At 63.8% G+C, this 20,408-nt stretch carries 27 protein-coding genes; 11 read left to right on the forward strand and 16 right to left on the reverse strand.

From position 1 onward, the window contains the following. The first annotated feature begins 128 nt into the window (after positions 1-128). Together ACWPWO_RS16355 and ACWPWO_RS16360 are read left to right on the forward strand one after the other, a co-directional pair. Positions 129-755, forward strand: a complete 627-nt coding sequence (locus tag ACWPWO_RS16355) for a cupin domain-containing protein (protein WP_454007447.1) — start codon at positions 129-131, stop codon at positions 753-755. Between the two features lie 47 nt (positions 756-802). Continuing rightward, positions 803-1,087, forward strand: coding sequence for a helix-turn-helix domain-containing protein (locus tag ACWPWO_RS16360; protein WP_454007448.1), 285 nt, complete (start codon positions 803-805; stop codon positions 1,085-1,087). Positions 1,088-1,231: 144 nt separating this feature from the next. On the opposite strand, the gene rpsQ is transcribed toward ACWPWO_RS16360, so the two are convergent. From rpsQ to ACWPWO_RS16425, 13 genes are all read right to left on the reverse strand, one after another. Continuing rightward, positions 1,232-1,513: a 30S ribosomal protein S17 gene (rpsQ, locus tag ACWPWO_RS16365; protein WP_394062857.1), complete on the reverse strand. Its 282-nt coding sequence runs from the start codon at positions 1,511-1,513 to the stop codon at positions 1,232-1,234. Between the two features lies 1 nt (position 1,514). After that, a complete protein-coding gene (gene rpmC, locus ACWPWO_RS16370) occupies positions 1,515-1,706 on the reverse strand; it encodes a 50S ribosomal protein L29 (protein ID WP_454007449.1) in 192 nt (63 codons plus the stop codon). A gap of 9 nt (positions 1,707-1,715) precedes the next feature. Beyond that, entirely contained in the window at positions 1,716-2,132 is a 417-nt protein-coding gene (gene rplP, locus ACWPWO_RS16375; RefSeq protein ID WP_394062860.1) for a 50S ribosomal protein L16, read from the reverse strand. A gap of 2 nt (positions 2,133-2,134) precedes the next feature. Continuing rightward, positions 2,135-2,905, reverse strand: coding sequence for a 30S ribosomal protein S3 (gene rpsC / locus ACWPWO_RS16380; RefSeq protein ID WP_454007450.1), 771 nt, complete (start codon positions 2,903-2,905; stop codon positions 2,135-2,137). 9 nt (positions 2,906-2,914) lie between these two features. Continuing rightward, on the reverse strand, positions 2,915-3,244 hold the full coding sequence (gene rplV, locus ACWPWO_RS16385; RefSeq protein WP_454007451.1) for a 50S ribosomal protein L22: 330 nt from the start codon (positions 3,242-3,244) through the stop codon (positions 2,915-2,917). 3 nt (positions 3,245-3,247) lie between these two features. Beyond that, on the reverse strand, positions 3,248-3,523 hold the full coding sequence (gene rpsS, locus ACWPWO_RS16390) for a 30S ribosomal protein S19 (RefSeq protein ID WP_394062866.1): 276 nt from the start codon (positions 3,521-3,523) through the stop codon (positions 3,248-3,250). A gap of 12 nt (positions 3,524-3,535) precedes the next feature. After that, complete coding sequence (gene rplB, locus ACWPWO_RS16395; RefSeq protein ID WP_394062868.1) at positions 3,536-4,363, reverse strand: 50S ribosomal protein L2; 828 nt, start codon at positions 4,361-4,363, stop codon at positions 3,536-3,538. A 1-nt stretch (position 4,364) separates the two neighbouring features. Then, on the reverse strand, positions 4,365-4,661 hold the full coding sequence (rplW, locus tag ACWPWO_RS16400; protein ID WP_394062870.1) for a 50S ribosomal protein L23: 297 nt from the start codon (positions 4,659-4,661) through the stop codon (positions 4,365-4,367). Further along, positions 4,658-5,278 (reverse strand): 50S ribosomal protein L4, encoded by a 621-nt coding sequence (gene rplD / locus ACWPWO_RS16405; protein ID WP_341668279.1) that lies wholly within the window; start codon positions 5,276-5,278, stop codon positions 4,658-4,660. The genes rplW and rplD overlap by 4 nt, the downstream gene beginning before the upstream one ends. A 3-nt stretch (positions 5,279-5,281) precedes the next feature. Then, positions 5,282-5,956: a 50S ribosomal protein L3 gene (gene rplC, locus ACWPWO_RS16410; RefSeq protein WP_454007452.1), complete on the reverse strand. Its 675-nt coding sequence runs from the start codon at positions 5,954-5,956 to the stop codon at positions 5,282-5,284. A gap of 244 nt (positions 5,957-6,200) precedes the next feature. Then, positions 6,201-7,046 (reverse strand): quaternary amine ABC transporter ATP-binding protein, encoded by an 846-nt coding sequence (locus ACWPWO_RS16415; RefSeq protein WP_454007453.1) that lies wholly within the window; start codon positions 7,044-7,046, stop codon positions 6,201-6,203. Continuing rightward, entirely contained in the window at positions 7,043-8,974 is a 1,932-nt protein-coding gene (locus ACWPWO_RS16420) for a glycine betaine ABC transporter substrate-binding protein (protein WP_454007454.1), read from the reverse strand. The genes ACWPWO_RS16415 and ACWPWO_RS16420 overlap by 4 nt, the downstream gene beginning before the upstream one ends. A 177-nt stretch (positions 8,975-9,151) precedes the next feature. After that, positions 9,152-10,018 carry a LysR family transcriptional regulator gene (locus ACWPWO_RS16425; protein WP_454007455.1) on the reverse strand — a complete coding sequence of 289 codons (867 nt, stop codon included), beginning with the start codon at positions 10,016-10,018 and terminating at the stop codon, positions 9,152-9,154. Between the two features lie 107 nt (positions 10,019-10,125). On the opposite strand from ACWPWO_RS16425, the gene ACWPWO_RS16430 reads away from it, so the two are divergent. The 6 genes from ACWPWO_RS16430 to ACWPWO_RS16455 are packed head-to-tail and all read left to right on the forward strand — an operon-like array spanning position 10,126 to position 14,867. Continuing rightward, the gene (locus tag ACWPWO_RS16430; protein ID WP_454007456.1) at positions 10,126-10,851 is read left to right on the forward strand and encodes a succinate dehydrogenase/fumarate reductase iron-sulfur subunit; all 726 of its coding nucleotides are present in this window, start codon (positions 10,126-10,128) and stop codon (positions 10,849-10,851) included. Continuing rightward, positions 10,848-11,207, forward strand: a complete 360-nt coding sequence (locus ACWPWO_RS16435; RefSeq protein ID WP_454007457.1) for a succinate dehydrogenase — start codon at positions 10,848-10,850, stop codon at positions 11,205-11,207. The genes ACWPWO_RS16430 and ACWPWO_RS16435 overlap by 4 nt, the downstream gene beginning before the upstream one ends. 1 nt (position 11,208) lies before the next feature. Continuing rightward, positions 11,209-11,562, forward strand: coding sequence for a succinate dehydrogenase, cytochrome b556 subunit (gene sdhC / locus ACWPWO_RS16440; protein ID WP_454007458.1), 354 nt, complete (start codon positions 11,209-11,211; stop codon positions 11,560-11,562). Between the two features lie 2 nt (positions 11,563-11,564). Beyond that, entirely contained in the window at positions 11,565-12,443 is an 879-nt protein-coding gene (locus ACWPWO_RS16445; protein WP_454007459.1) for a fumarate hydratase, read from the forward strand. A gap of 13 nt (positions 12,444-12,456) precedes the next feature. Then, positions 12,457-13,065 (forward strand): fumarate hydratase C-terminal domain-containing protein, encoded by a 609-nt coding sequence (locus tag ACWPWO_RS16450; RefSeq protein ID WP_454007460.1) that lies wholly within the window; start codon positions 12,457-12,459, stop codon positions 13,063-13,065. Then, positions 13,062-14,867, forward strand: a complete 1,806-nt coding sequence (locus ACWPWO_RS16455) for an L-aspartate oxidase (RefSeq protein WP_454007461.1) — start codon at positions 13,062-13,064, stop codon at positions 14,865-14,867. The genes ACWPWO_RS16450 and ACWPWO_RS16455 overlap by 4 nt, the downstream gene beginning before the upstream one ends. Here the strand turns inward: ACWPWO_RS16455 and ACWPWO_RS16460 are convergent. The 3 genes from ACWPWO_RS16460 to ACWPWO_RS16470 form a co-directional block, all read right to left on the reverse strand. Then, positions 14,854-15,846: a Bug family tripartite tricarboxylate transporter substrate binding protein gene (locus ACWPWO_RS16460; RefSeq protein ID WP_454007462.1), complete on the reverse strand. Its 993-nt coding sequence runs from the start codon at positions 15,844-15,846 to the stop codon at positions 14,854-14,856. The genes ACWPWO_RS16455 and ACWPWO_RS16460 overlap by 14 nt on opposite strands. 120 nt (positions 15,847-15,966) lie before the next feature. Then, positions 15,967-17,142 carry a UxaA family hydrolase gene (locus tag ACWPWO_RS16465; RefSeq protein WP_394062892.1) on the reverse strand — a complete coding sequence of 392 codons (1,176 nt, stop codon included), beginning with the start codon at positions 17,140-17,142 and terminating at the stop codon, positions 15,967-15,969. 45 nt (positions 17,143-17,187) lie between these two features. Beyond that, entirely contained in the window at positions 17,188-17,469 is a 282-nt protein-coding gene (locus ACWPWO_RS16470; protein ID WP_454007463.1) for a UxaA family hydrolase, read from the reverse strand. Positions 17,470-17,644: 175 nt separating this feature from the next. On the opposite strand from ACWPWO_RS16470, the gene ACWPWO_RS16475 reads away from it, so the two are divergent. The 3 genes from ACWPWO_RS16475 to ACWPWO_RS16485 all read left to right on the forward strand — a co-directional run. Then, the gene (locus ACWPWO_RS16475) at positions 17,645-18,409 is read left to right on the forward strand and encodes a GntR family transcriptional regulator (protein ID WP_454007464.1); all 765 of its coding nucleotides are present in this window, start codon (positions 17,645-17,647) and stop codon (positions 18,407-18,409) included. 97 nt (positions 18,410-18,506) lie between these two features. Beyond that, positions 18,507-19,439 (forward strand): NAD(P)-dependent oxidoreductase, encoded by a 933-nt coding sequence (locus tag ACWPWO_RS16480; RefSeq protein WP_454007465.1) that lies wholly within the window; start codon positions 18,507-18,509, stop codon positions 19,437-19,439. Next, positions 19,439-20,408: Ldh family oxidoreductase (locus ACWPWO_RS16485; protein WP_454007466.1), on the forward strand; the 970-nt coding region annotated here is incomplete at its 3' end. The genes ACWPWO_RS16480 and ACWPWO_RS16485, both read left to right, overlap by 1 nt.

A 20,408-nucleotide genomic window follows, 5' to 3' on the forward strand; every position in this document is an offset into this window, starting at 1 on the left:
TAGCGTTAGGTCCTTGATGATTCATGGCAGGCCTTCATTGTCGGCCCTGCGGCCCGGCGCTTCCATATGCCAGTCTAGCTGTATTCATATTGAAAATATCCACGAAAAGAAATAAGCATATTCCTGCCATGAGCCACCCCGCTTCAGTCGCTCCCCAAGCAAGCCCCGAGACCGCCGACCCGCTACATCCAGTCGAGGACCTGCTGCTGTCCGGGCTGGAGATCACGGCCAGCCTGTTCCACCTGGGCCAGTACTGCGACCATTGGGAAAGCAGCCTGAACGGCCACCAGCGCGCGGGCTTTCACCTGGTGCTGCACGGGCCCTGCTGGCTGCACATCAAGAATAGTCCCTCGCTGCAACTGCACGCCGGCGACGCCGTCTTCTTCCTGCGCGACGTGCCTCACCGGCTCAGCGCGTCCCAGGCCTGCCCGGCCTTTGATGCGCCTCTGCAGCGCCAGGCAATGCAGGAACTACGCCCGGCCATCGCCAACAGCACCGGCCTGCTGTGCGGCTTCCTGGACCTGGGCTCGGGGCTGAGCGAGCTGCTGCTGGCCAACCTGCCCGAGGTGCTTTTGCTGGACGGCGCCAGCGCGCAAGCGGGCAGCCCCTTGTTCGAACTCATCCAGGCCGAGGTGCGCGGCCAGTCCCGGCCCAATCCGCGCCTGCTGGAAAGGCTGGTTGAACTGCTGCTGTTCTACACGCTGCGCCATCATGCGCGTCAGGCACCCGGCCAGGCGCGCTGCCCCACGGACTGATCAATTTAGCACGCGACCATGCCTTTGGAAGCCTGCTGGACCAACTGATGCGCGACCCCGCCCGGGAATGGACCGTGGACGAGATGGCGGCCTGCCTGAACATGTCGCGCGCCGCCTTTCACCGCCGCTTCACCCTGCTGTGCGGCCTGGCGCCGGCGCAGGTGCTGCTGCAACTGCGCATGCAATTGGCCCGGCGCTACCTGGAACAGGGCCTGGCGCTGGAGCAGGTGGCTGAACGCATAGGCTACAGCTCGGCGGCCGCCTTCAGCGCGGCCTTTCGCCGCAGCGTCGGCATGAGCCCGGCCCAGTGGCGTCGGCAAGAGGCCCGCTGAACGCGATCCAGACCCGAATCCATCGGGCTGACCAGCTTCGAAGGCGGCGAGCAGCGGCCCGGCATAAAAAAACCCCGACCTGAAACAGATCGGGGTTTTGGTACTATACGGCGCCGGGCCGGAGTCTGACGCCAGAGCAAGCGCTTAGATCACGCGGGCGGCTTCGATCAGACGCACGACAGTCCAGGACTTGCTGCGGCTGATTGGGCGGCCTTCGGAGATCTCGACGGTATCGCCTTCGTTGTACTGATTGTTCTCATCATGCGCTTTGTATTTGTTGGAGCGGATGATGATCTTGCCGTACAGAGGGTGCTTGACGCGGCGTTCAACCAGAACGACGACAGTCTTGTCCATCTTGTTGCTGACAACTTGACCAATCAGGGTACGTTGACGCTTTGCTGGGGCTTGAGTTTGAGTTTCGCTCATCTTACTTTCCTGCGGTCTCAGCCATGACGGTACGGACGCGAGCGATGTCGCGGCGCACTTTGCACAGTTGGCTGGTGTTGGAAAGCTGTTGCGTAGCACGCTGCATGCGCAGGTTGAATTGTGCTTTCAACAGGCTCTCGAGCTCTTTCTGCAGCTCGGCGGCATCTTTGGTGCGGAGTTCGCTGGCTTTCATGACGTCTCCTTAAGCACCAATGTGACGCGTTACGAACGTCGTCGAAATTGGCAGCTTAGCGGCGGCCAGACGGAATGCTTCGCGCGCCAGCTCTTCGCTGACACCTTCCATTTCGTACAGGACCTTGCCGGGTTGAATCTCAGCGACCCAGTACTCTGGATTACCTTTACCGTTACCCATACGGACTTCAGCAGGCTTCTGCGAAATCGGCTTGTCGGGGAAGATACGGATCCAGATACGGCCACCACGTTTGATGTGACGGTTGATCGCACGACGTGCTGCTTCGATCTGGCGAGCGGTCAGACGGCCACGATCCGTGGCTTTCAGGCCGAATTCGCCGAACGAAACTTGAGCACCGCGAGTAGCCAGGCCGGTGTTGCGGCCTTTCTGCTCTTTGCGATACTTTCTGCGAGAAGGTTGCAGCATGTTTATTCTCCTTCGGACGCAGCAGGAGCAGCGTCTTTACGAGGACCGCGACCACGGCCTGGGCGACGACCTTCAGGACGATCGCCGCGAGGACGACGTGGACGGCGTTCTTCAGGGGCTACAGTTTCAGCAGGCATTTCGCCGTTAGGCAGCATGTCGCCCTTGTAGACCCAAACCTTGATACCGATGATCCCGTAAGTCGTGTGCGCTTCGGACGTACCGTAATCGATGTTGGCGCGCAGGGTGTGCAGAGGCACGCGACCTTCGCGGTACCATTCGGTACGGGCGATTTCGATACCGTTCAGACGGCCCGAGCTCATGATCTTGATGCCCTGGGCGCCCAGACGCATGGCGTTCTGCATGGAACGCTTCATGGCGCGACGGAACATGATGCGCTTTTCCAGTTGCTGGGCAATGGAGTCGGCGATCAGTTGAGCGTCGGTTTCAGGCTTGCGGATTTCTTCGATGTTGACGTGCACGGGCACGCCCAGCAGACGCTGCAGGTCAGCCTTCAGGCTTTCGATGTCTTCACCGCGCTTGCCGATCACCACGCCGGGACGAGCCGAGTAGATGGTGATGCGTGCATTCTTGGCTGGACGCTCGATGACCACGCGGCCAACGGCCGCGCTCTTGAGCTTGCGTTTCAGGTATTCGCGCACACGGATGTCGTCGGCCAACATGGTACCGAACTCGGCGCCGTCGGCGTACCAACGGGAGCTCCAGTTGCGGTTGACAGCGAGGCGGAACCCAATTGGGTGGATTTTCTGTCCCATTGTGACTCCTTAAGCGCCGACCTTGACCACGATGTGGCAAGTCTGCTTCTCGATACGGTTACCGCGGCCTTTTGCTCGTGCAGAAAAACGCTTCAACGACTGGGCCTTGTCCACGTAAATGGTGGTGACCTTCAGTTCGTCGATGTCGGCACCGTCGTTGTGCTCGGCATTGGCGATGGCCGATTCCAGAGCTTTCTTGATGATGCCGGCGGCTTTCTTGGGAGTGAAAGTCAGCGTATTCAGGGCATGGGCAACGGACTTGCCGCGGATCAGATCCGCGACCAGACGTGCCTTCTGAGCCGAAATACGGACTCCACGGATAGTTGCAGTAGTTTCCATCGCTTATCTCCGGGCCTTTTTGTCCGCGGCGTGACCCTTGAACGTACGGGTCAGGGCGAATTCACCGAGCTTATGGCCAACCATGTTCTCGTTGATGTAAACGGGAATGTGTTGACGGCCATTGTGCACGGCAATCGTCAGCCCGATGAACTCGGGCAGGATGGTAGAACGGCGCGACCAGGTTTTGATCGGCTTCTTATCGTTGCCCGCGACAGCGGCGTCCACCTTCTTGATCAGGTGAGCGTCGACGAATGGGCCTTTTTTGATCGAACGTGACATAGTGTTCGCCCCTTACTTGCGCTTACGGCGCGAGACAATCATATTGTCTGTGCGCTTGTTACGACGGGTGCGGTAGCCCTTGGCAGGAGTACCCCATGGGCTGACTGGCTCACGGCCTTCACCCGTACGACCTTCACCACCACCGTGTGGGTGATCGATTGGGTTCATGGCCACACCGCGAACGGTTGGACGAACACCACGCCAGCGGACGGCACCGGCTTTACCGATCTGACGCAGGCTGTGGTCCTGATTGCCCACTTCGCCGATCGTGGCGCGGCAGTCGATGTGAATGCGGCGGACTTCGCCCGAACGCAGACGCACTTGAGCGTACGTGCCTTCGCGAGCCAGCAACACAGCCGAACCACCAGCCGAACGTGCGATCTGAGCGCCCTTGCCAGGCAGCATCTCGATGCAGTGAATGGTCTGACCCACGGGAATGTTGCGGATAGGCAGCGTGTTGCCGGCGCGGATGGGAGCATCCTGGCCAGAAACGATCGTTGCACCCACTTCCAGACCACGAGGGGCGATGATGTAACGACGCTCGCCGTCGGCGTAGCACACCAGAGCGATGTGGGCGCTGCGGTTAGGGTCGTATTCCAGGCGTTCCACCTTGGCAGGAATACCGTCCTTGTTGCGACGGAAGTCGACAATGCGGTAGTGCTGCTTGTGACCACCCCCACGGTGACGAACCGTGATGTGACCGTTGTTGTTACGGCCGGAGGAGCGGGATTTCTTTTCCAGCAGGGCCGCGTGGGGAGCGCCTTTGTGCAGTTCGCTGTGAACCACTTTGATCATGCCACGACGACCAGGCGACGTAGGCTTGACTTTTACGAGTGCCATATTAGTTCACCTCTGAAAAGTCGAGTTCCTGACCGGCCTTGAGCGAGACGTATGCCTTGCGCACATTGCGGCGGCGACCCATGAAACGGCCAAAGCGCTTTTCCTTGCCTTGCTGGTTCAGCACCTGCACCGATTCCACTTCCACCTTGAACAGCAGTTCGACGGCGGCCTTGATTTCGGGCTTGGTGGCGTCAGCGGCAACGCGGAAAGCGATTTGCTGATTTTTCTCGGCTACGAACGTGGCCTTTTCGGTCACGACGGGAGCCAGAATGACTTGCAACAGACGTTCGGCGTTCATCCCAACATCTCCTCGAGCTGAGCGACAGCCGCTTTGGTGATCAGCACTTTCTTGTAGTGGATCAGGGACAGCGGGTCGGCGTAGCGTGGTTCAATCACGGCAACGTGGGGCAGGTTACGCGTAGCCAGGTACACGTTTTCGTCCAGCACGTCGGTGATGATCAGCACGGACTCCAGGCCCAGGTCTTTCAGCTTGTTGGCTGCCAGACGGGTCTTGGGGGCTTCCAGTGCGAAGGAATCAACGACCAGCAGACGCTCGTCGCGGACCAACTGGGACAGGATCGCGCTGATGCCGGCGCGATACATCTTCTTGTTGACCTTGTGCGAGTAGTTCTCTTCGCCGGTGTTGGGGAATGCGCGACCGCCTCCACGCCATACGGGCGAGGACGTCATGCCAGCACGAGCGCGGCCGGTGCCTTTCTGGCGCCATGGCTTCTTGGTGCTGTGGTTGACTTCGGCGCGGGTCTTCTGCTTGCTGTTGCCGCTGCGAGCATTGGCTTGGTAAGCAACGACGATCTGGTGAACCAGGGCTTCGTTGAATTCGCGACCGAAAACGGTATCCTTGGCCTCGACGGTGGAAGCCGCTTGACCTTGTTCGTTCAGGAGCTTCAGTTCCATGGATTAGGCTCCTTTCACTGCAGGACGCACCACGATGTTGGCGTTCTTGTGGCCGGGGACAGCGCCCTTGACCAGCAACAAGCCACGTTCGGCGTCGACGCGGATCACGTCAAGATTTTGAACCGTACGGGTAACGTCACCCATGTGACCCGACATTTTCTTACCTTTGAAAATACGGCCTGGATCCTGGGCTTGACCAATGGAACCGGGCACGCGGTGAGAACGCGAGTTACCGTGGCTGGCGCGCTGGGCGCCGAAGTTGTGGCGCTTGATGGTGCCGGCGAAGCCTTTACCGATCGTGGTGCCCGTGACGTCAACCTTCTGACCCGCTTCGAAAATGCTTTCCACGGCCACGACGGAACCGGCCGTGAGGTCGGCGATGGCGGCGGGATCGAGACGGAATTCTTTCAGGATGCTGCCGGCTTCAACGCCGGCTTTTGCATAGTGCCCTGCCTGGGGCTTGGTGACACGCGATGCACGGCGGGTGCCGAAGGCAACCTGTACAGCGGCGTAACCGTCAACTGCGGGCGTCTTGACCTGGGTGATGCGGTTGTTGGACACGTCCAGTACGGTCACAGGGATGGACTCGCCTTCCTCTGTGAACACACGGGTCATGCCGACTTTACGCCCAACAAGGCCCAGCCGCCACGCCGCAGGCGGCTGCGTCCACTCCGACATCGTCTCTTCCCCTCCCGACTCCGATTGGTCGGGGCTAACTGAGAGTGCACGCAAAAAAATCTTTGCGCTAGCGACTTTAGCCAAAACTTTTTGGCTAAGCTGCCTAATATACCACGCACTTGTAAATCAGAGCAAACATCCACACAAAAAATCGTCCTCAAACTGCTTGATACACAACAGTTTTTTGAGGAGCGCCTGTCCAAGGCGGGTCTTTTTCCCGGCGCGCGGGGCGATCCGGCGCCCTTCAGGCGCGGGGCTTGTTCACGAAGCGCGCCACATAATCGTTGGCGGGCTCGTCGCGGATCTGCGCGGGGGTGCCGCTCTGCTCCACCTTGCCCTCGCGCAACACGACGATGTGCCGGCCCATGCGCAGAGCCTCGTCTATGTCGTGGGTGATGAAGATGATGGTCTTGTTCAGGCTCTGCTGCAGGCGCAGGAGCTCGTCCTGCATTTCATAGCGTATCAGCGGGTCCAGGGCTGAAAAGGCTTCGTCCATGAGCAGGACTTCGGCATCCACGGCCAGGGCGCGGGCCAGGCCCACACGCTGCTGCATGCCGCCGGACAGCTCGTCCGGATAATTGAGCGCATAATCCTGCAGCCCCACCCGCTCCAGCCACTGCAGGGCATGCTCGCGCGACTGGCGGCGGCCCTCGCCGCGCACCTCCAGGCCGAAGGCCACATTGTCCCGTACCGTCAGGTGGGGCAGCAGCCCGAAGGCCTGGAACACCATGCTGATCCCGTGGCGACGCAACTGGCGCAGGCGCGCCATGTCCAGCTTCAGGATGTCCTCCCCGTCCACCAGCACCTGGCCCGCGGTCGGATCGATCAGCCGGTTGATGTGGCGCACCAGGGTGGACTTGCCCGAGCCCGACAATCCCATGACGCAGGAGATCTGTTGCGCCGGGAAGCAGGCGTTCACGCCGGCCAGGCCCACGATGCAGCCGGTCTGCTGCTGCACGGCCTGCTTGTCCTGGCCCTGCCGCAACAGTTCCACGGCCTGCTGCGGGCGAGCGCCGAAGACCTTGTAGACCTCGCGCAGTTCGACCTTGCAGTTCTGAACGGCGCTATCGCTTTGCGTATCTGGCTTCATGGCTGCTTCCTGTCCCGCCGCCGGCGGCGCTGCGAACGTCCGTACGACTGGGAAATGCGATCCATCACGATGGCCAGGATCACAATGGCGACCCCCGCCTGCAGCCCTCGGCCGATGTCCAGCGTCTGTATCCCGGCCAGCACGTCTTCGCCCAGGCCCTGGGCGCCGATCATGGAGGCCACCACCACCATGGACAAGGCCATCATGGTGGTCTGGTTGATGCCGGCCATGATGCTGGGGCGGGCCAGCGGCAACGTCACCTTGACCAGCATCTGCCAGCGCGTCACCCCATAGGCCTGCGCCGCTTCCATCACATTGGGGTCGACCTGGCGCAGGCCCAGGCTGGTCAGGCGTATCAGCGGCGGCACGGCATACACGACGGTGGCCAGGACCGCCGGCACCTTGCCCAGGCCGAACAGCATCAGCACGGGAATCAGGTAGACGAAACTGGGCATGGTCTGCATGACATCCAGCACAGGGGTCAGGACGCGGCGCAGCACCCGGCTGCGCGCGGCCAGCACACCCACGGGAATGCCGATCAGCACCGAGAAGCAGGTGGCCACGAGCACCAGGGTGAAGGTCTGCATCAGCTTGTCCCACAGGCCCATGGCGCCGATCAGATACAGCCCGGCCACGTACAGCAGGGGCGGCAGCCAGCGGCGCTGGCCCCACCAGGCCGCGGCGCCGGCCAGCAGCAGCATGGCCCAGGGCGGCGCGGCCTGCAGGATGCCTTCCACGGGCAGGATCACGCGATTCAGGATCCAGGCGCTGATGCTGCGAAAGCCCGTGCCCCAGTCGCGCACCGCCGCCAGCAATTGACGATTGATCCAGTCCGCCGCCGACCAGTGCGGAAAGAAGCCCGGGGCCGCAGCCGGACGGCTGGACGCGCCTGCCGGCTCCAGGGCCGCCTGCAGGCGATCGGCCTGGACGGCCGGCATCCACGCGCGCCACTGCTCCGGATTTTCTTTCAGGAAGCGCTGCACCTGGGCCGCGGCGCTCCGGCCTCCTTCGGACATGCCCAGGATGATTTCATTCATCTGTTCGGGGCGCAGCTGGATTTTTTCGAACAGGGCGGCCAGATCGGGATGCGCCTGCACGAACGGCGTGGACGCGGCCACCGCGATCGTGGCCAGGATGAAATCGGTCGGACAGGTCTTGCCCTTGCCGGAGACGGCGGCATCCCAGCAGGCCTGATCGAAGGGCGCGCTGGCCAGCTTGCGAAAGGAATACTTGGCCATCAGTCCGGCCGGCTGCCAGTAATAGAACAGAATGGGCTGGCGCCGGTCATAGGCGGCGCTGATGGCCGCATCCAGGGCCGCGCCCGTGCCGGGGCGAAAGTTCTGGTATTGCCGGTCCAGGCCGTACAGCTCGAACAAGCGGCTGTTGAAGGTCTCGCACACCCAGCCCGAGGGGCAGTTGTAGAAACGGCCGCGGCCGGGTTGTTCGGGATCGCTGAAGACCTGCGCGTAACGCCCGAGGCCTTCGATGCGGCGCAGTTCGGGCGCCGCCGGCGGCACGCCGCGTTCCTTGTCGCCGTCGATGACGTAGTCGGGCACGTACCAGCCCTGCTCGGCGCCGCCTTCCAGCGTGTTGCCGATGACCTTGACCTGGCCGGCCGCAATCGCCTTTTCGATGATCTCGGTCCGGCCCGACCAGATTTCGCCGATCAACTGGATATCGTTCTGGGCCAGGGCTGTTTCCAGCGCCGCCGACGATCCCGGCACGCGCTCGGTACGGCAGTCATAGGCCTTCTCCAGGATCTCCTGATAGAGCTGCGTGCTGAACGCCGCGCTTTCCCAGCTCAGGTCCGCAAGTCGTATGGGCTGGTCCGCCGTACAGGCCTGCGCCCGCGCGGCCGGCCACAGCAGGCATATCGCCAGCACCAGCCAGCACCACCTCGCCAACGGCGCTCCCCCCCTCTCTGCCATGTTCGTCCTCCATGCCACAGCGGCGAGCCGCTGCGAGTACCGGCGCGGCCGGACCTTTTCCAATGGCAGTCCGGACAAGCCTCGCACTTCCCGCCAGGGCGGCGGCAAGATCCTGGATCGTGGTTCGTGTCGGTCCAGAGTACTTCAATCGCCTGGAAGGCGTCCAGCGTGGATCTGTTAGCGTTCCAGGCCGAACCAGGCGCACAAGGCCTGCGTCACGGCCTGTTTGCCGTGGACCCGGCGCTCCAGCATGCCCACGGAACGGTGCAGCGCCACGCCCGGCAGGTCCAGCACCTGCAGTTGCTGTTCATCCCATTCGGCATTGGCCAGATGCGGCACGATGGCCACCCCGAACTGCTTGCGCACCAGTTGCACGATCGCCTCCACGGAATTGAGTTCCAGCGCCACGTCCGGGCGTACGCCCAACTGCTCCAAGGCGTAACTGACCAGGCGCCCCGTCCACAGGGACCGATCGAACAGCAGGAAGCGTTCCCGGCGCAGCAACTCCAGAGGATCGGCCGGCGCCAAGTCCCGATGCGCGATCAGCACCAGGGGTTCGCGATAGAAAGGCGTCCACATCAAGCCCGCCGGCACTTCGTAAGGCGGCTCGGCCACCACGGCCGCATCCAGTTCGCCCGCGGCCACTTTGCGGGCGAAGTCGCCGGACTGCCCGGCGAACAGCCGCAAGTCCAGTTCCGGAAAGTCCGTGCGGATGCGGGCCAGCGCATTGCCGAAGGAGCCCATCAGGGCGGACACCAGCGCCCCCACCAGCAGCGTGCCGCGCAAGACGCCATCGTCGGGCCGGCACAGCTTGTCATAAGCGTCGACCAGTTGCGCCAGGCGCTCCAGCACGGACTGCCCGTCCGCGGTCACGGCCAAGGCCGTCTTGCCGCGTTCGAACAGCACCACTCCCAGCTCCTCTTCGAGATTGCGTACCTGCAGGCTGACGGCGGCCTGCGTCAACCCGACCCGGCGACCGGCCTCGGTGAAGCTGCCCGCCTGCGCGGCGGCCAGGGCTGTGCGGAACTGGCGGCTGGACGACATGACCTATCCATAAAATAGTTTTATGCATTTTACAAAAATTACTAGGTTTACTATTAACTGGTTTCACCGCAACATGGTGCTCGTGATCCCACTCTCGCGAGCCTGACATGAAGCCTGCCCCCACCCTGAGCGTCGAGATCTGGCGCGGCGCCCGTCACGGCCGGTTCGAGCGCTTTGGCGTTCCCCGGCGCGACAACCAGACCGTGCTGGACATCGTCACCTACATCCAGCGCCGCCTGGATCCCACCTTGTCCTACCGCTACGCCTGCCGGGTCGGCATGTGCGGCTCCTGCGCCATGCGCGTCAACGGAGTCGCACGCTGGACCTGCCGCACCCATGTGGCCAAGGTCGCCAAGGGGCCCCTCCTGCGCCTGGAGCCCCTGGCCAACATGCCGGTCATCAAGGACCTGGCGGTAGACATGGCTTATTTCTTCGACAAGCAGCGCCAGGCGCGCGGCCAGTTCAAGGGCCTGTCCGGACGGGACGAGCCCGTCGCCCGGATCAGCCCGGACTCTCCAGCCCGCCGGGCCGCCGATGCGGGCATCGAATGCATAGGCTGCGCCGTCTGCTATTCCTCCTGCGACGTCGTCGGCTGGCGGCCCGAGTTCTTGGGGCCGGCGGCGCTGAACCGTGCCTGGACCCTGGTCAACGACGAGCGCGATGTGCAGCAGGGCGAGCGCCTGCTGGCCGTGGCCGGCGACGCCGGCTGCCACGCCTGCCACAGCCAGGGCTCCTGTACCCTGCGTTGCCCCAAGGGCCTGACGCCGACCGCCTCGATCGCCGGACTCAAGCGCCGGACCGTCCAGGCGCTGCTGTCCGGAGAAGCGCCATGAACTCGCCGCGCAATACGGTGCGCGCCGTGCGCATGTGGTACTGGCAACGGCTCAGCGCCATGCTGATGACGGTGTTCGTGTTCACGCATCTGGGCCTGATTCTTTACGCCATGCAGGACGGACTGAGCGCCACCGAGATTTTGCAGCGTACGCGCGGCAACGCTCTGTGGGGAGTTTTCTATAGCGCCTTCGTCATCCTGGTCAGTCTGCACGGCGCACTGGGACTACGCGCAGTCTTGGTGGAATGGACCCGCTTGAGTCCGGCCGCGTGCACGCGCATCGCCCATGCCATCGGCCTGGTTCTCCTGGCCCTGGGGCTGCGCGCAGTCTGGGCCGTCACCCTGGCAGGAGCCTGACATGCATCGCAATCGCACATCCAATCGCCGCCACGCCAGTTGGCTGGCCTTTTTCATACACCGCCTGTCCGGCGTGCTGCTGCTGATCTTCCTGCCCCTGCACTTCTGGACCCTGGGCCTGGCCTTGAACGGAGAAGCCAGGCTGGATCAAGCCTTGCGCTGGTACGAAGCTCCACTGTTTCGCGCCGGCGAATGGGCTCTGGTCGCCCTGCTGACCGTACACCTGCTGGGCGGGCTGCGCATTCTGCTGATCGAGTTTCGTCCCTGGCAGGGGCTGCGCCGCGGCTGGATTGCCGGGAGCGTGCTCGGCGCCCTGGCCGTCTCTTTTCTCTTTCTCTTTGTCTCCCGGACGTGACCATGCTTCCCATTGACTATGCCCACATCGAAGAGGCCGCCTGCCAACTGTATATACGCGCCCTGAAACGACTGCCCGACGACATCAAGGCCGGTTTCGGACGCCTGCAGGCCCGCGAACGCTCCAGCCGTGCACAAAATATTCTGCAGACAATGGTGACCAACATCCAGGTCGCCGAACAGCAGGACAATCTCCTGTGTCAGGACACCGGCATTCCCATCTACAACGTCACCCTGGGTCCGGATGCGCAGGTGGACGGCTGGCGCCTGACCGAGGCGATCCGGGCCGGCTGCCGGCGCGCGACCGAGGAACACCCCTTGCGCTCCAGCGTGGTGCATCCCATCAGCCGACGGAACAACCAGACCTCCTGCGGTCCCGGCGTGCCCATCATTCACATCGAATACATTGCTGAGCCCGGCACCTTGGAACTGGAGATGATCCCCAAAGGCAGCGGCTCGGAGAACAATTCGTTCCTGCACATGGCCATCCCCGCCGACGGCCTGGCGGCGGTCAAAAAGTTCGTCATCGACTGCGTCGTGAAAGCGGGCGGCAAGACCTGTCCGCCCACCATCGTGGGCGTGGGGGTAGGCGGCACGTCGGACCTGTGCGTGCATCTGGCCAAGAAGGCGGCCACCCGCCCCCTGGGCAGCCGCTGCGAAGACGAGCTGGGCGCGCAGTTGGAGGCCGAGCTGAGCCAGGCCGTGAATCAATTAGGCATAGGCCCCCAGGGCCTGGGTGGCGACGGCACGGCGTTTGCCGTCCATGTGGAACTGGCCGCCACCCACATCACCATGAATCCGGTCTCGGTCAACATGCAATGCCATTCCGCCCGCCGCGCCCGCGCCCGCCTGCATGCCGGCGGCATCGACTATGGCTTTTGATCCGGAGCGCGCCATGAGCCACCATATCCTGACCACACCCGTGACCGAAGCCCAGGTACGGGCGCTGCAGGTGGGCGACACCGTCACCCTGCAGCACCGCCTGTTCGGCATACGCGACGCCAGTTACATCGCCCTGTTCGACAAGGGCCGCAGCACTCGCCTGGACCTGCACGGCCACGCCGTCATCCACACCGCCCCCAATGTGCGCCGCGTTCCTCCCGGCCCCGGCGTTCCAGCCGGCTACCAGCCCGTGTGCATAGGCACGACGACCTCCTCGCGCATGGAGCGCTTCACCCGGCAATTGATGACGCAGCTGGGCGTGCGCCTGATCATCGGCAAAGGCGGCATGCATGCCGGCTCCCTGGCCGCCTTCCAGGAACTGGGCGGCGCCTATCTGGCCATTGTCGGTGGCACGGCGGCGCTGGAGACCACCTGGATCGAGGAAATCGAAGACGTGGACCTGGATGATCTGAATCCAGAATCGCTGTGGCAGTTCCGCATCCGCGACTTCGGCCCCTTGCTGGTGGGCATGGACAGTCATGGCCGCTCCCTGTACGAGGACGTGGACCAGAAGGTCGCCCGGCGGCAGGCGGCGGTGCTTCAAACCCTGGGAGTGGCATGATGGAACCGGCCGACATCATTGAAACCGACATCCTGATCCTGGGTTCGGGCGGGGCCGGGCTGTTCGCGGCCCTGCACGCGCATCAGGCCGCGCCAGATCTGCGCATCACGGTCGCCGTCAAAGGCCTGCTGGGCAAGTGCGGCTGTACCCGCATGGTCCAGGGCGGCTGCAACGTGGCCCTGGCCCAGGGTGATTCGCCCGAACGCCATTTCATGGACACGATAGAGGGCGGCAAATGGCTGCCCGACCAGGACCTGGCCTGGACGCTGGTGAACAAGGCCGTCGAGCGGGTCCACGAACTGGAAAATGAGCTGGGCTGCTTCTTCGACCGCAACAGCGACGGCAGCCTGCACCAGAAAGCCTTTGCAGGGCAGACCTTCGATCGCACCGTGCACAAGGGCGACCTGACCGGCATCGAGATCATCAACCGTCTGGCCGAACAGGTATGGGCACGCCAGATAAACCGCCTGGAGGAACACAGGGCCATCGAGCTCATTCCGTCGGGCGACGGCCGGCGCATTGCCGCCGTGCTGATGATAGACCTGCGCAGCGGCCTGTACCGGCTGGTACGCGCCAAGGCGGTGCTGCTGGCCACCGGCGGCGGCCCGACCATGTACAAGTACCATACGCCCTCGGGCGACAAGAGTTGCGACGGCCTGGCCATGGCCCTGCGCGCCGGCCTGCCCCTGCGCGACATGGAAATGGTCCAGTTCCATCCCACAGGGCTGCTGGCCGGATCCGACACGCGCATGACGGGCACCGTGCTCGAAGAAGGACTGCGCGGCGCGGGAGGCCACCTGCTCAACGGCCGGGGCGAGCGTTTCATGCGCAACTACGACGAACGCGGCGAACGCGCCACCCGCGACATCGTCTCGCGCGGTATCTTCAGCGAAATGCGCGCCGGGCGCACCACGCCCAATGGCGGCGTCTACCTGCAGATGCACCACCTGGGCCCGGACCAGGTGCGGCGCCAGTTCAAAGGCATGGTGGAGCGTTGCGCCGACTGCGGCTTCGATCTGGCAGGCGGTCAAGTTGAAGTCGTGCCGACCGCGCACTACATGATGGGCGGCGTCATCTTCCGTCCCGACTGTGCCACGCCATGGGAAGGCTTGTTCGCCGCCGGCGAAGACACGGGCGGCGTGCATGGCGCCGCCCGGCTGGGCGGCAGCGGCGTGGCCAATTCCACCGTGTTCGGCGGCATCGCCGGCGACACCATGGGGGCCTGGGCCCGAAGCCAAAGCCTGCCTGACTGGAACCATGCGCATGTGCGCGAGGCGATCCGCCGCGCCGAGCTGCCCTTCACCCTCCCGCCCGGCGACCTCAACGCCTTGCGCGACCAACTGGCGGACTGCATGTGGGACAAGGTCGGCATCGTGCGTGACGCCCAGGGCCTGCAGCAGGCCATTGAAGAACTGGACAGCCTGCATGCGCAACTGCATGGCATAGGCCTGGACACGCGCGAGCGCGCCTTTAACCTTAGCTGGCAGGACTGGCTCAACCTGGATAATCAGATACAGGTCAGTCAGGTCATCGCACGGGCGGCCCTGGCGCGCGACGACTCGCGCGGCGCTCATTTTCGCAGCGACTTCCCCCTGGTGCGGGACCTGGAACAGTCCTGGTTCTCGGTACTGCAGCAAGGCCCGGGAGGATTGATCATCGAACGGCGCCCGGTGCGTTTCACGCGCGTCCAGCCCGGCCGGAGCCTACTTGGCCGACGAGGCCCTTCCGGCGTCGGTTCAGGCCTGATGCCGGCGCGGGCATGGGGCCGGCGCAAGCCGGCCCCGGTCCTTACTGCAGCGTGATGCCCTGCTGCTTGATGATGCGCTCCCACAATTCAGACTCGCTGCGGACCTCCTGCTGCAGTTCATCCGAACTGTTGCCCACCGCCTGCATGCCCAAGCTGGCCAGCTTCTGCTGCACATCAGGCATGTCCAGCACCTTGCGCGTGTCGGCATAGAGCTTGTCCACCACTGCCTGGGGCGTCTTCTTGGGTACGACGAAGGCGAACCAGCCTTTGTTCTCGAAGCCCGCCACCCCGGCCTCGTCCACCGTCGGGATGTCGGAGAGCATCTGCGCCCGCTCCTTGGAGGTCACTCCCAGCGCCCGGATCTTGCCGCTGGACACCAGCGTGCTGACGGCGCCTATATTGCCGACCACCATGTCGATCTGTCCGGCCATCAGGTCCGTGTAGGCGGCGGCTTCGCCTTTGTAGGGCACATGGGTCACCTTGATCTTGGCGGCATCGGCGAAGTTCTCGCCCGCCGTGTGGACCTGGCTGCCTATGCCTGCCGACCCCATGTTCAGCTTGCCCGGGTTCTGCCTGGCATAGTCGATCAGCTCCTGCAGGTTCTTGGCCGGCACCGCCGTGGAGGTCACCACCACCATGGGGCCGGCCGCCACATTGGTCACCAGGGTGAAGTCCTTGTCCACGTTGTAGGGCAGGGCCTTGTACAGGTGGGGATTGACGGTCAGATTGCTGCCCGAGGCCATCAGGATGGTCTGGCCGTCGGGCGTGGCCCGGGCCACCAGGGACGCGCCGATATTGCCGCTGGCTCCCGGCCGGTTGTCCACCACCACGCTGGTCCCCCACAGCTCGCCCAGCTTCTGGGCCATCAGTCGCCCGACCACGTCGGTCGTGCCGCCGGCGGAAAAAGGCACCACCAGCGTGACCGGCCCGCTGGGCCAGTCCGCGGCCTGGGCGGAACCCCAGGCACAGACGGAAATACTCGCTACCGCAACCACTGATTTCAAGCGCAACAAAGCACGAAAGCGATAATTCATTTTGTCTCTCCAACAAATTATGGGTATGTGCCGCTGCGAGCTCTCAGGCCCGTGAAACAAGAATGGCCTCCCCGGCAAACCGGGGAAGCCATCGACTACATCCTGCTGAACCAGATCCTCCTACGCACTTTCAAACAGCCGGGTCAGGACGAATTCGCGATGCCCCAGCGCCTCGGCGGCGGTCCAGCGCCCGTTGGCGGTGGCCAGCATGCTCTCCAGCAGCAGGTCGCCGGCCTTGTCCAGGTCGATCTCGCGCTGCAGCAGCGCGGAGGTGTCCACATCGATGTGCTCGCCCATGGTGCGCACCGTGCGCGGGTTGGCGCAGATCTTGATCACCGGCAGGATGGGGTTGCCGATGACGTTGCCCTGGCCGGTGGGGAAGAAATGCACGGCATAGCCCGAGGCGGCGCACAAGGTCACCATCTCGGCGGCGGCCGACGAGGAATCCATGAACCACAGCCCCCTGCCGCTCGGCACTTCGGCCTTGTCCAGCACACCGTCGACCCGGCAGCGCTTGCCGATCTTCTGGATGTTGCCCATGGCCTTCTCCTCGATCGTGGTCAGGCCGCCCGCAATATTGCCCTTGGTGGGCTGGGATTCGGACAGGTCGCTGGTCTTCCAGCGGTTGATCATGTCCTGGTAGCGGTTGAACATGAACATGAAACGCTCGCGCACGGCGTCATCGGCGCAGCGCTCGGCCACGATATGCTCGCCGCCGGTCAGCTCCGAGGTCTCGCCAAAGCACAAGGTGCTGCCCAGCGCGTACAGCTTGTCGAAGGCATTGCCCACGGTCGGGTTGGCGCCGCAGCCCGAGGTGGTGTCCGATTCCCCGCACTTGGTCGACACCCAGAGTTCGCTGATCGGGCAGGGCTCGCGCTGCAGCGCCGTGGCGTAGTGCACGAATTCCTTGGCTTCGCGCGAGGCGCGCATGATGGTGCTGTGGTCGCCGTTCAGCTCGATGCTGAAGCCGGCCACGGGCTTGCCGGTCTTGGCGATGCCGTCCACCACGCGCTTGGTCCAGCCTTCCTCGATGCCGATCACGACGACGGCGGCGACGTTGGGATTGCTGCCCGTGCCGATCAGGGTGCGAAAGTGCAGCTCCAGGTCCTCGCCGAACTGAAGGCGGCCATAAGGATGAGGCAAGGCCAGCGTGCCCTTGATGTTGTTGGCGACCGCCTCGGCCGCCGCGTTCGAAATATCGTCCACAGGCAGGATGATGACGTGATTGCGCACCCCCACCCGGCCGTTGGCGCGCCGATAGCCCATGAAAGTGGTGTCTGCGGAAATGACCGACATAGTGATGTCCTTGAATGATTGTTCAGATTCGTGCGGGCAGGGGAATTACCAGCGCTTGGTCTTGATGTTCTGCACATGGGCGTGGTCGCCCGGCTGGATGGGGGCGACAACCTTGCCGATATCGACCCCGTACTTGTAGACCGTGTCGCCGACCTGCATCGGATGCAGCGCCACCTTGTGGCCGATCGGGATGTCCTGCTGGGCCCGGACCTGGATGATCTTGTCCTCGTCCATGATCCAGGCATTGAGCTCGGTGCCTGCCTTGATGCCTTCCACCACGGCGACGGCCACCGTGTCCTTTGCGTCGTGCAATACAGCGTGAATCATCGATACGCTCCTTGAATGAAAAGGAAATGCCAGAAATCGCGATTGCTTCCGGGTTGAAATAAATACTAATTAGTCAACTCATCCAAGTCAAGCATATCATCTATATGATTTGATTGTATCCATTCCACCACGGCAACGGTAAAATGCGAGTGATCGCGCCTCAGCAGAGAAACCCATGGATAATTTCGCTCCTCCCCACCCCATCGGTGCCCTTGCGCCCACCGGCATCCCGCTTTATCAGCAGGTCAAGCAGGCCGTGCTCACCGCCCTGGCCAGCGGCGAATGGAACCAGGGCGACGCCATACCGCCCGAGAAAGTGCTGGCGGCGCGGTTCAACGTCTCCATCGGCACTCTGCGCAAGGCCATCGACGACCTGGTCTCGGAAAACATCCTGGTGCGCCACCAGGGGCGGGGGACCTTCGTGGCCGAGCATGCGCACAACCAGCATTTCTTCAAGTTCTTCCGCATCGCGCGCCAGGACGGCAAGCGCTCCTATCCTGAAACCCGGCTGCAGCAATTCCGTCGCCTGCGGGCCGGCGACGAGGCGCGGGAAAAGCTGCGCCTGGGCGCCGGAGCCCATGTCTATGAATTCATCACCCTGCTCAGCCTGACCGGCCAGAACGTCATGGTCGACACCGTCACCGTGCCCGAGAGCATCTTCATGGGCCTGGATGAAACGCTTCTGCGCGAACGCAGCAGCACGCTCTACCGCTTCTACCAGGAACGCTTCGGCGTCAACGTCATCACCACCGACGAGCAGGTGCGCATATTCGCCGCCGACCAGCTCCATAGCCAGTTGCTGGGCGTGGAGCCGGGCCAGCCCTTGCTGGATGTGCGCCGGGTCGCCTATTCGTACAAGATGCAGGCTGTGGAATGGCGTCAAAGCCGCGTCAATGTCCAGGAGTACGAGTACATCGGCCATGAAGCCGGCGACCACTGAACGCGTGTAATTCAGCCCAATTCAACTAATTCATATATATGATATTGTTGACTTAGATCGTCAACAGCTTTAGCATGGGCTCTCGCAAGGAGAGGCCATGGACATTGTCATCAGTGAATTCATGGACGAGCCCGCCGTCCAGCGTCTGCGGGAACAGTTTTCAGTGCTGTACGACCCGGGGCTGGTCGATCGCCCACTGGACTTGCAGTCCGCGCTGGCCCGATCACGCGCCCTGATCGTGCGCAACCGCACGCAGGTGGATCAGGCCCTGCTGGAGCGCGCGCCCCGGCTGCAGGTTGTCGGCCGACTGGGCGTGGGGCTGGACAATATACAGCTAGGGCCATGCCGGGACCGCGGCGTGCAAGTGATCCCCGCAACGGGCGCCAATGCCAGGGCCGTCGCCGAATACGTGCTGGGAGCCGCGCTGCTTCTGGCGCGCGGCGCCTTCGGATCCACCAGTGCGGTCGCCAGCGGTCAATGGCCGCGCACCGCGCTGGGCCAAGGCCGGGAGATCGGAGGCCTGACCCTGGGCCTGATCGGGTTCGGCGACATCGCCAGGCAGCTCAGCGCGATGGCCGGGCACCTGGGCCTGTCCGTGTTCGCCCACGACCCCGGGCTGGCGCCTGACGATCCGGCCTGGGCGGCCCATCACGTCAGGCCGCTGGCCCTGGATGAACTGCTCGCTCAGGCCGACATCGTCAGCCTGCACGTGCCTTTGCTGTCCAGCACCCGCGGACTGATCAACGCCCGGCGACTGGAGCAGATGAAATCCGACGCGATCCTGATCAATACCGCACGAGGCGGCGTGGTGGACGAAGCAGCCGTGGCAGCCGCCCTGCGCGCCGGGCGGCTGGGCGGCGCGGCCCTGGATGTGTTCGATGAGGAGCCCCTGCCCTGCTCCGAGCATCTCCAGGATGTACCGAATCTGATCCTGACCCCTCATATTGCCGGCTTGAGCCGCCAGGCCAATACCCGCGTCAGCGCCTTCGTCGCGGACGCCGTCGCCCGCCAACTACGGAGCCCATCCTGATGAACAACCCCGCCCATGCCTTCCCTGCCGCCACTTCCCAACGCTACTTCCGGGCCGAGCTGCTGGAACTGGCCGAACAGGCGCTGCTGCGCGAAGGGGTGTCCCGCCTGGCGGCCGCCAGTACGGCGCGTGCCTTGGTCGAGGCAGAAATGCAGGGCCTGCCTTCTCACGGCCTGAGCCGCCTGCCGCAATACATCAGCCACATGCGCCACGGCCGGATCGATCCCCGGGCGCAGCCGCGCGTGGCCGCCGAGAAAGGCGCCGGCATTCTGGTGGATGCGCAGGACGGCCTGGCCTACCCGGCGTGCGACCTGGCCCTGCGGGTCGCCATGGAGCGCGTGGCTCAAACGGCGGTCGCCTGCGCGGCCGTACGCCGCAGCCATCATTTCGGCATGGCTTCCTATCATCTGCGTCAAGCCGCCGAACAGGGATACATGGCGTTTGCATTCAGCAATTCGCCATCGGCCATGCCGGCCTGGGGAGGCTCCCGAGCCTTGTTCGGCACCAATCCCATCGCCGCCGTCTTCCCCCGCCGGGGCCGCACACCGATCAGCATCGATCTGTCCCTGTCCGAGGTGGCGCGCGGCAAGCTCATGACCGCCGCCAGACGAGGAGAATCCATCCCGCTGGGATGGGCGCTGGATGAACAGGGACGGCCGACCACGGATCCCCAGGCCGGACTGGCCGGCATGATGTGTCCGGCCGGCGGGGTCAAGGGCGCAATGCTGGCCTTGATGGTCGAGCTGCTTTGTGTCGGGCTGGGGGGCGGCGCCTGGGCCTTCGAGGCTGATTCGTTCTTCAAGGCGCAGGGCAATCGTCCCAACCTGTGCCATGTCTTCCTGCTCATCGATCCCGCCGCTTTCGCAGGTTCCGACAGCTACGACGAACGCCTCGAGGTTCTGGTCGAGGCGATGCTGCAGGATGCCGACGTACGCCTGCCGGGCGAGCGCCGCCGGCATCTGGCGGCCC

The organism is Alcaligenes sp. Marseille-Q7550 (assembly GCF_965112015.1).

Bases quoted from the DNA above. Each gene is read 5' to 3' on its own strand.
- ACWPWO_RS16355 (WP_454007447.1), top strand. From the start codon at position 129: ATGAGCCACCCCGCTTCAGTCGCTCCCCAAGCAAGCCCCGAGACCGCC.
- ACWPWO_RS16360 (WP_454007448.1), top strand. From the start codon at position 803: ATGCGCGACCCCGCCCGGGAATGGACCGTGGACGAGATGGCGGCCTGC.
- rpsQ (WP_394062857.1), bottom strand. From the start codon at position 1,513: ATGAGCGAAACTCAAACTCAAGCCCCAGCAAAGCGTCAACGTACCCTG.
- rpmC (WP_454007449.1), bottom strand. From the start codon at position 1,706: ATGAAAGCCAGCGAACTCCGCACCAAAGATGCCGCCGAGCTGCAGAAA.
- rplP (WP_394062860.1), bottom strand. From the start codon at position 2,132: ATGCTGCAACCTTCTCGCAGAAAGTATCGCAAAGAGCAGAAAGGCCGC.
- rpsC (WP_454007450.1), bottom strand. From the start codon at position 2,905: ATGGGACAGAAAATCCACCCAATTGGGTTCCGCCTCGCTGTCAACCGC.
- rplV (WP_454007451.1), bottom strand. From the start codon at position 3,244: ATGGAAACTACTGCAACTATCCGTGGAGTCCGTATTTCGGCTCAGAAG.
- rpsS (WP_394062866.1), bottom strand. From the start codon at position 3,523: ATGTCACGTTCGATCAAAAAAGGCCCATTCGTCGACGCTCACCTGATC.
- rplB (WP_394062868.1), bottom strand. From the start codon at position 4,363: ATGGCACTCGTAAAAGTCAAGCCTACGTCGCCTGGTCGTCGTGGCATG.
- rplW (WP_394062870.1), bottom strand. From the start codon at position 4,661: ATGAACGCCGAACGTCTGTTGCAAGTCATTCTGGCTCCCGTCGTGACC.
- rplD (WP_341668279.1), bottom strand. From the start codon at position 5,278: ATGGAACTGAAGCTCCTGAACGAACAAGGTCAAGCGGCTTCCACCGTC.
- rplC (WP_454007452.1), bottom strand. From the start codon at position 5,956: ATGTCGGAGTGGACGCAGCCGCCTGCGGCGTGGCGGCTGGGCCTTGTT.
- ACWPWO_RS16415 (WP_454007453.1), bottom strand. From the start codon at position 7,046: ATGAAGCCAGATACGCAAAGCGATAGCGCCGTTCAGAACTGCAAGGTC.
- ACWPWO_RS16420 (WP_454007454.1), bottom strand. From the start codon at position 8,974: ATGGCAGAGAGGGGGGGAGCGCCGTTGGCGAGGTGGTGCTGGCTGGTG.
- ACWPWO_RS16425 (WP_454007455.1), bottom strand. From the start codon at position 10,018: ATGTCGTCCAGCCGCCAGTTCCGCACAGCCCTGGCCGCCGCGCAGGCG.
- ACWPWO_RS16430 (WP_454007456.1), top strand. From the start codon at position 10,126: ATGAAGCCTGCCCCCACCCTGAGCGTCGAGATCTGGCGCGGCGCCCGT.
- ACWPWO_RS16435 (WP_454007457.1), top strand. From the start codon at position 10,848: ATGAACTCGCCGCGCAATACGGTGCGCGCCGTGCGCATGTGGTACTGG.
- sdhC (WP_454007458.1), top strand. From the start codon at position 11,209: ATGCATCGCAATCGCACATCCAATCGCCGCCACGCCAGTTGGCTGGCC.
- ACWPWO_RS16445 (WP_454007459.1), top strand. From the start codon at position 11,565: ATGCTTCCCATTGACTATGCCCACATCGAAGAGGCCGCCTGCCAACTG.
- ACWPWO_RS16450 (WP_454007460.1), top strand. From the start codon at position 12,457: ATGAGCCACCATATCCTGACCACACCCGTGACCGAAGCCCAGGTACGG.
- ACWPWO_RS16455 (WP_454007461.1), top strand. From the start codon at position 13,062: ATGATGGAACCGGCCGACATCATTGAAACCGACATCCTGATCCTGGGT.
- ACWPWO_RS16460 (WP_454007462.1), bottom strand. From the start codon at position 15,846: ATGAATTATCGCTTTCGTGCTTTGTTGCGCTTGAAATCAGTGGTTGCG.
- ACWPWO_RS16465 (WP_394062892.1), bottom strand. From the start codon at position 17,142: ATGTCGGTCATTTCCGCAGACACCACTTTCATGGGCTATCGGCGCGCC.
- ACWPWO_RS16470 (WP_454007463.1), bottom strand. From the start codon at position 17,469: ATGATTCACGCTGTATTGCACGACGCAAAGGACACGGTGGCCGTCGCC.
- ACWPWO_RS16475 (WP_454007464.1), top strand. From the start codon at position 17,645: ATGGATAATTTCGCTCCTCCCCACCCCATCGGTGCCCTTGCGCCCACC.
- ACWPWO_RS16480 (WP_454007465.1), top strand. From the start codon at position 18,507: ATGGACATTGTCATCAGTGAATTCATGGACGAGCCCGCCGTCCAGCGT.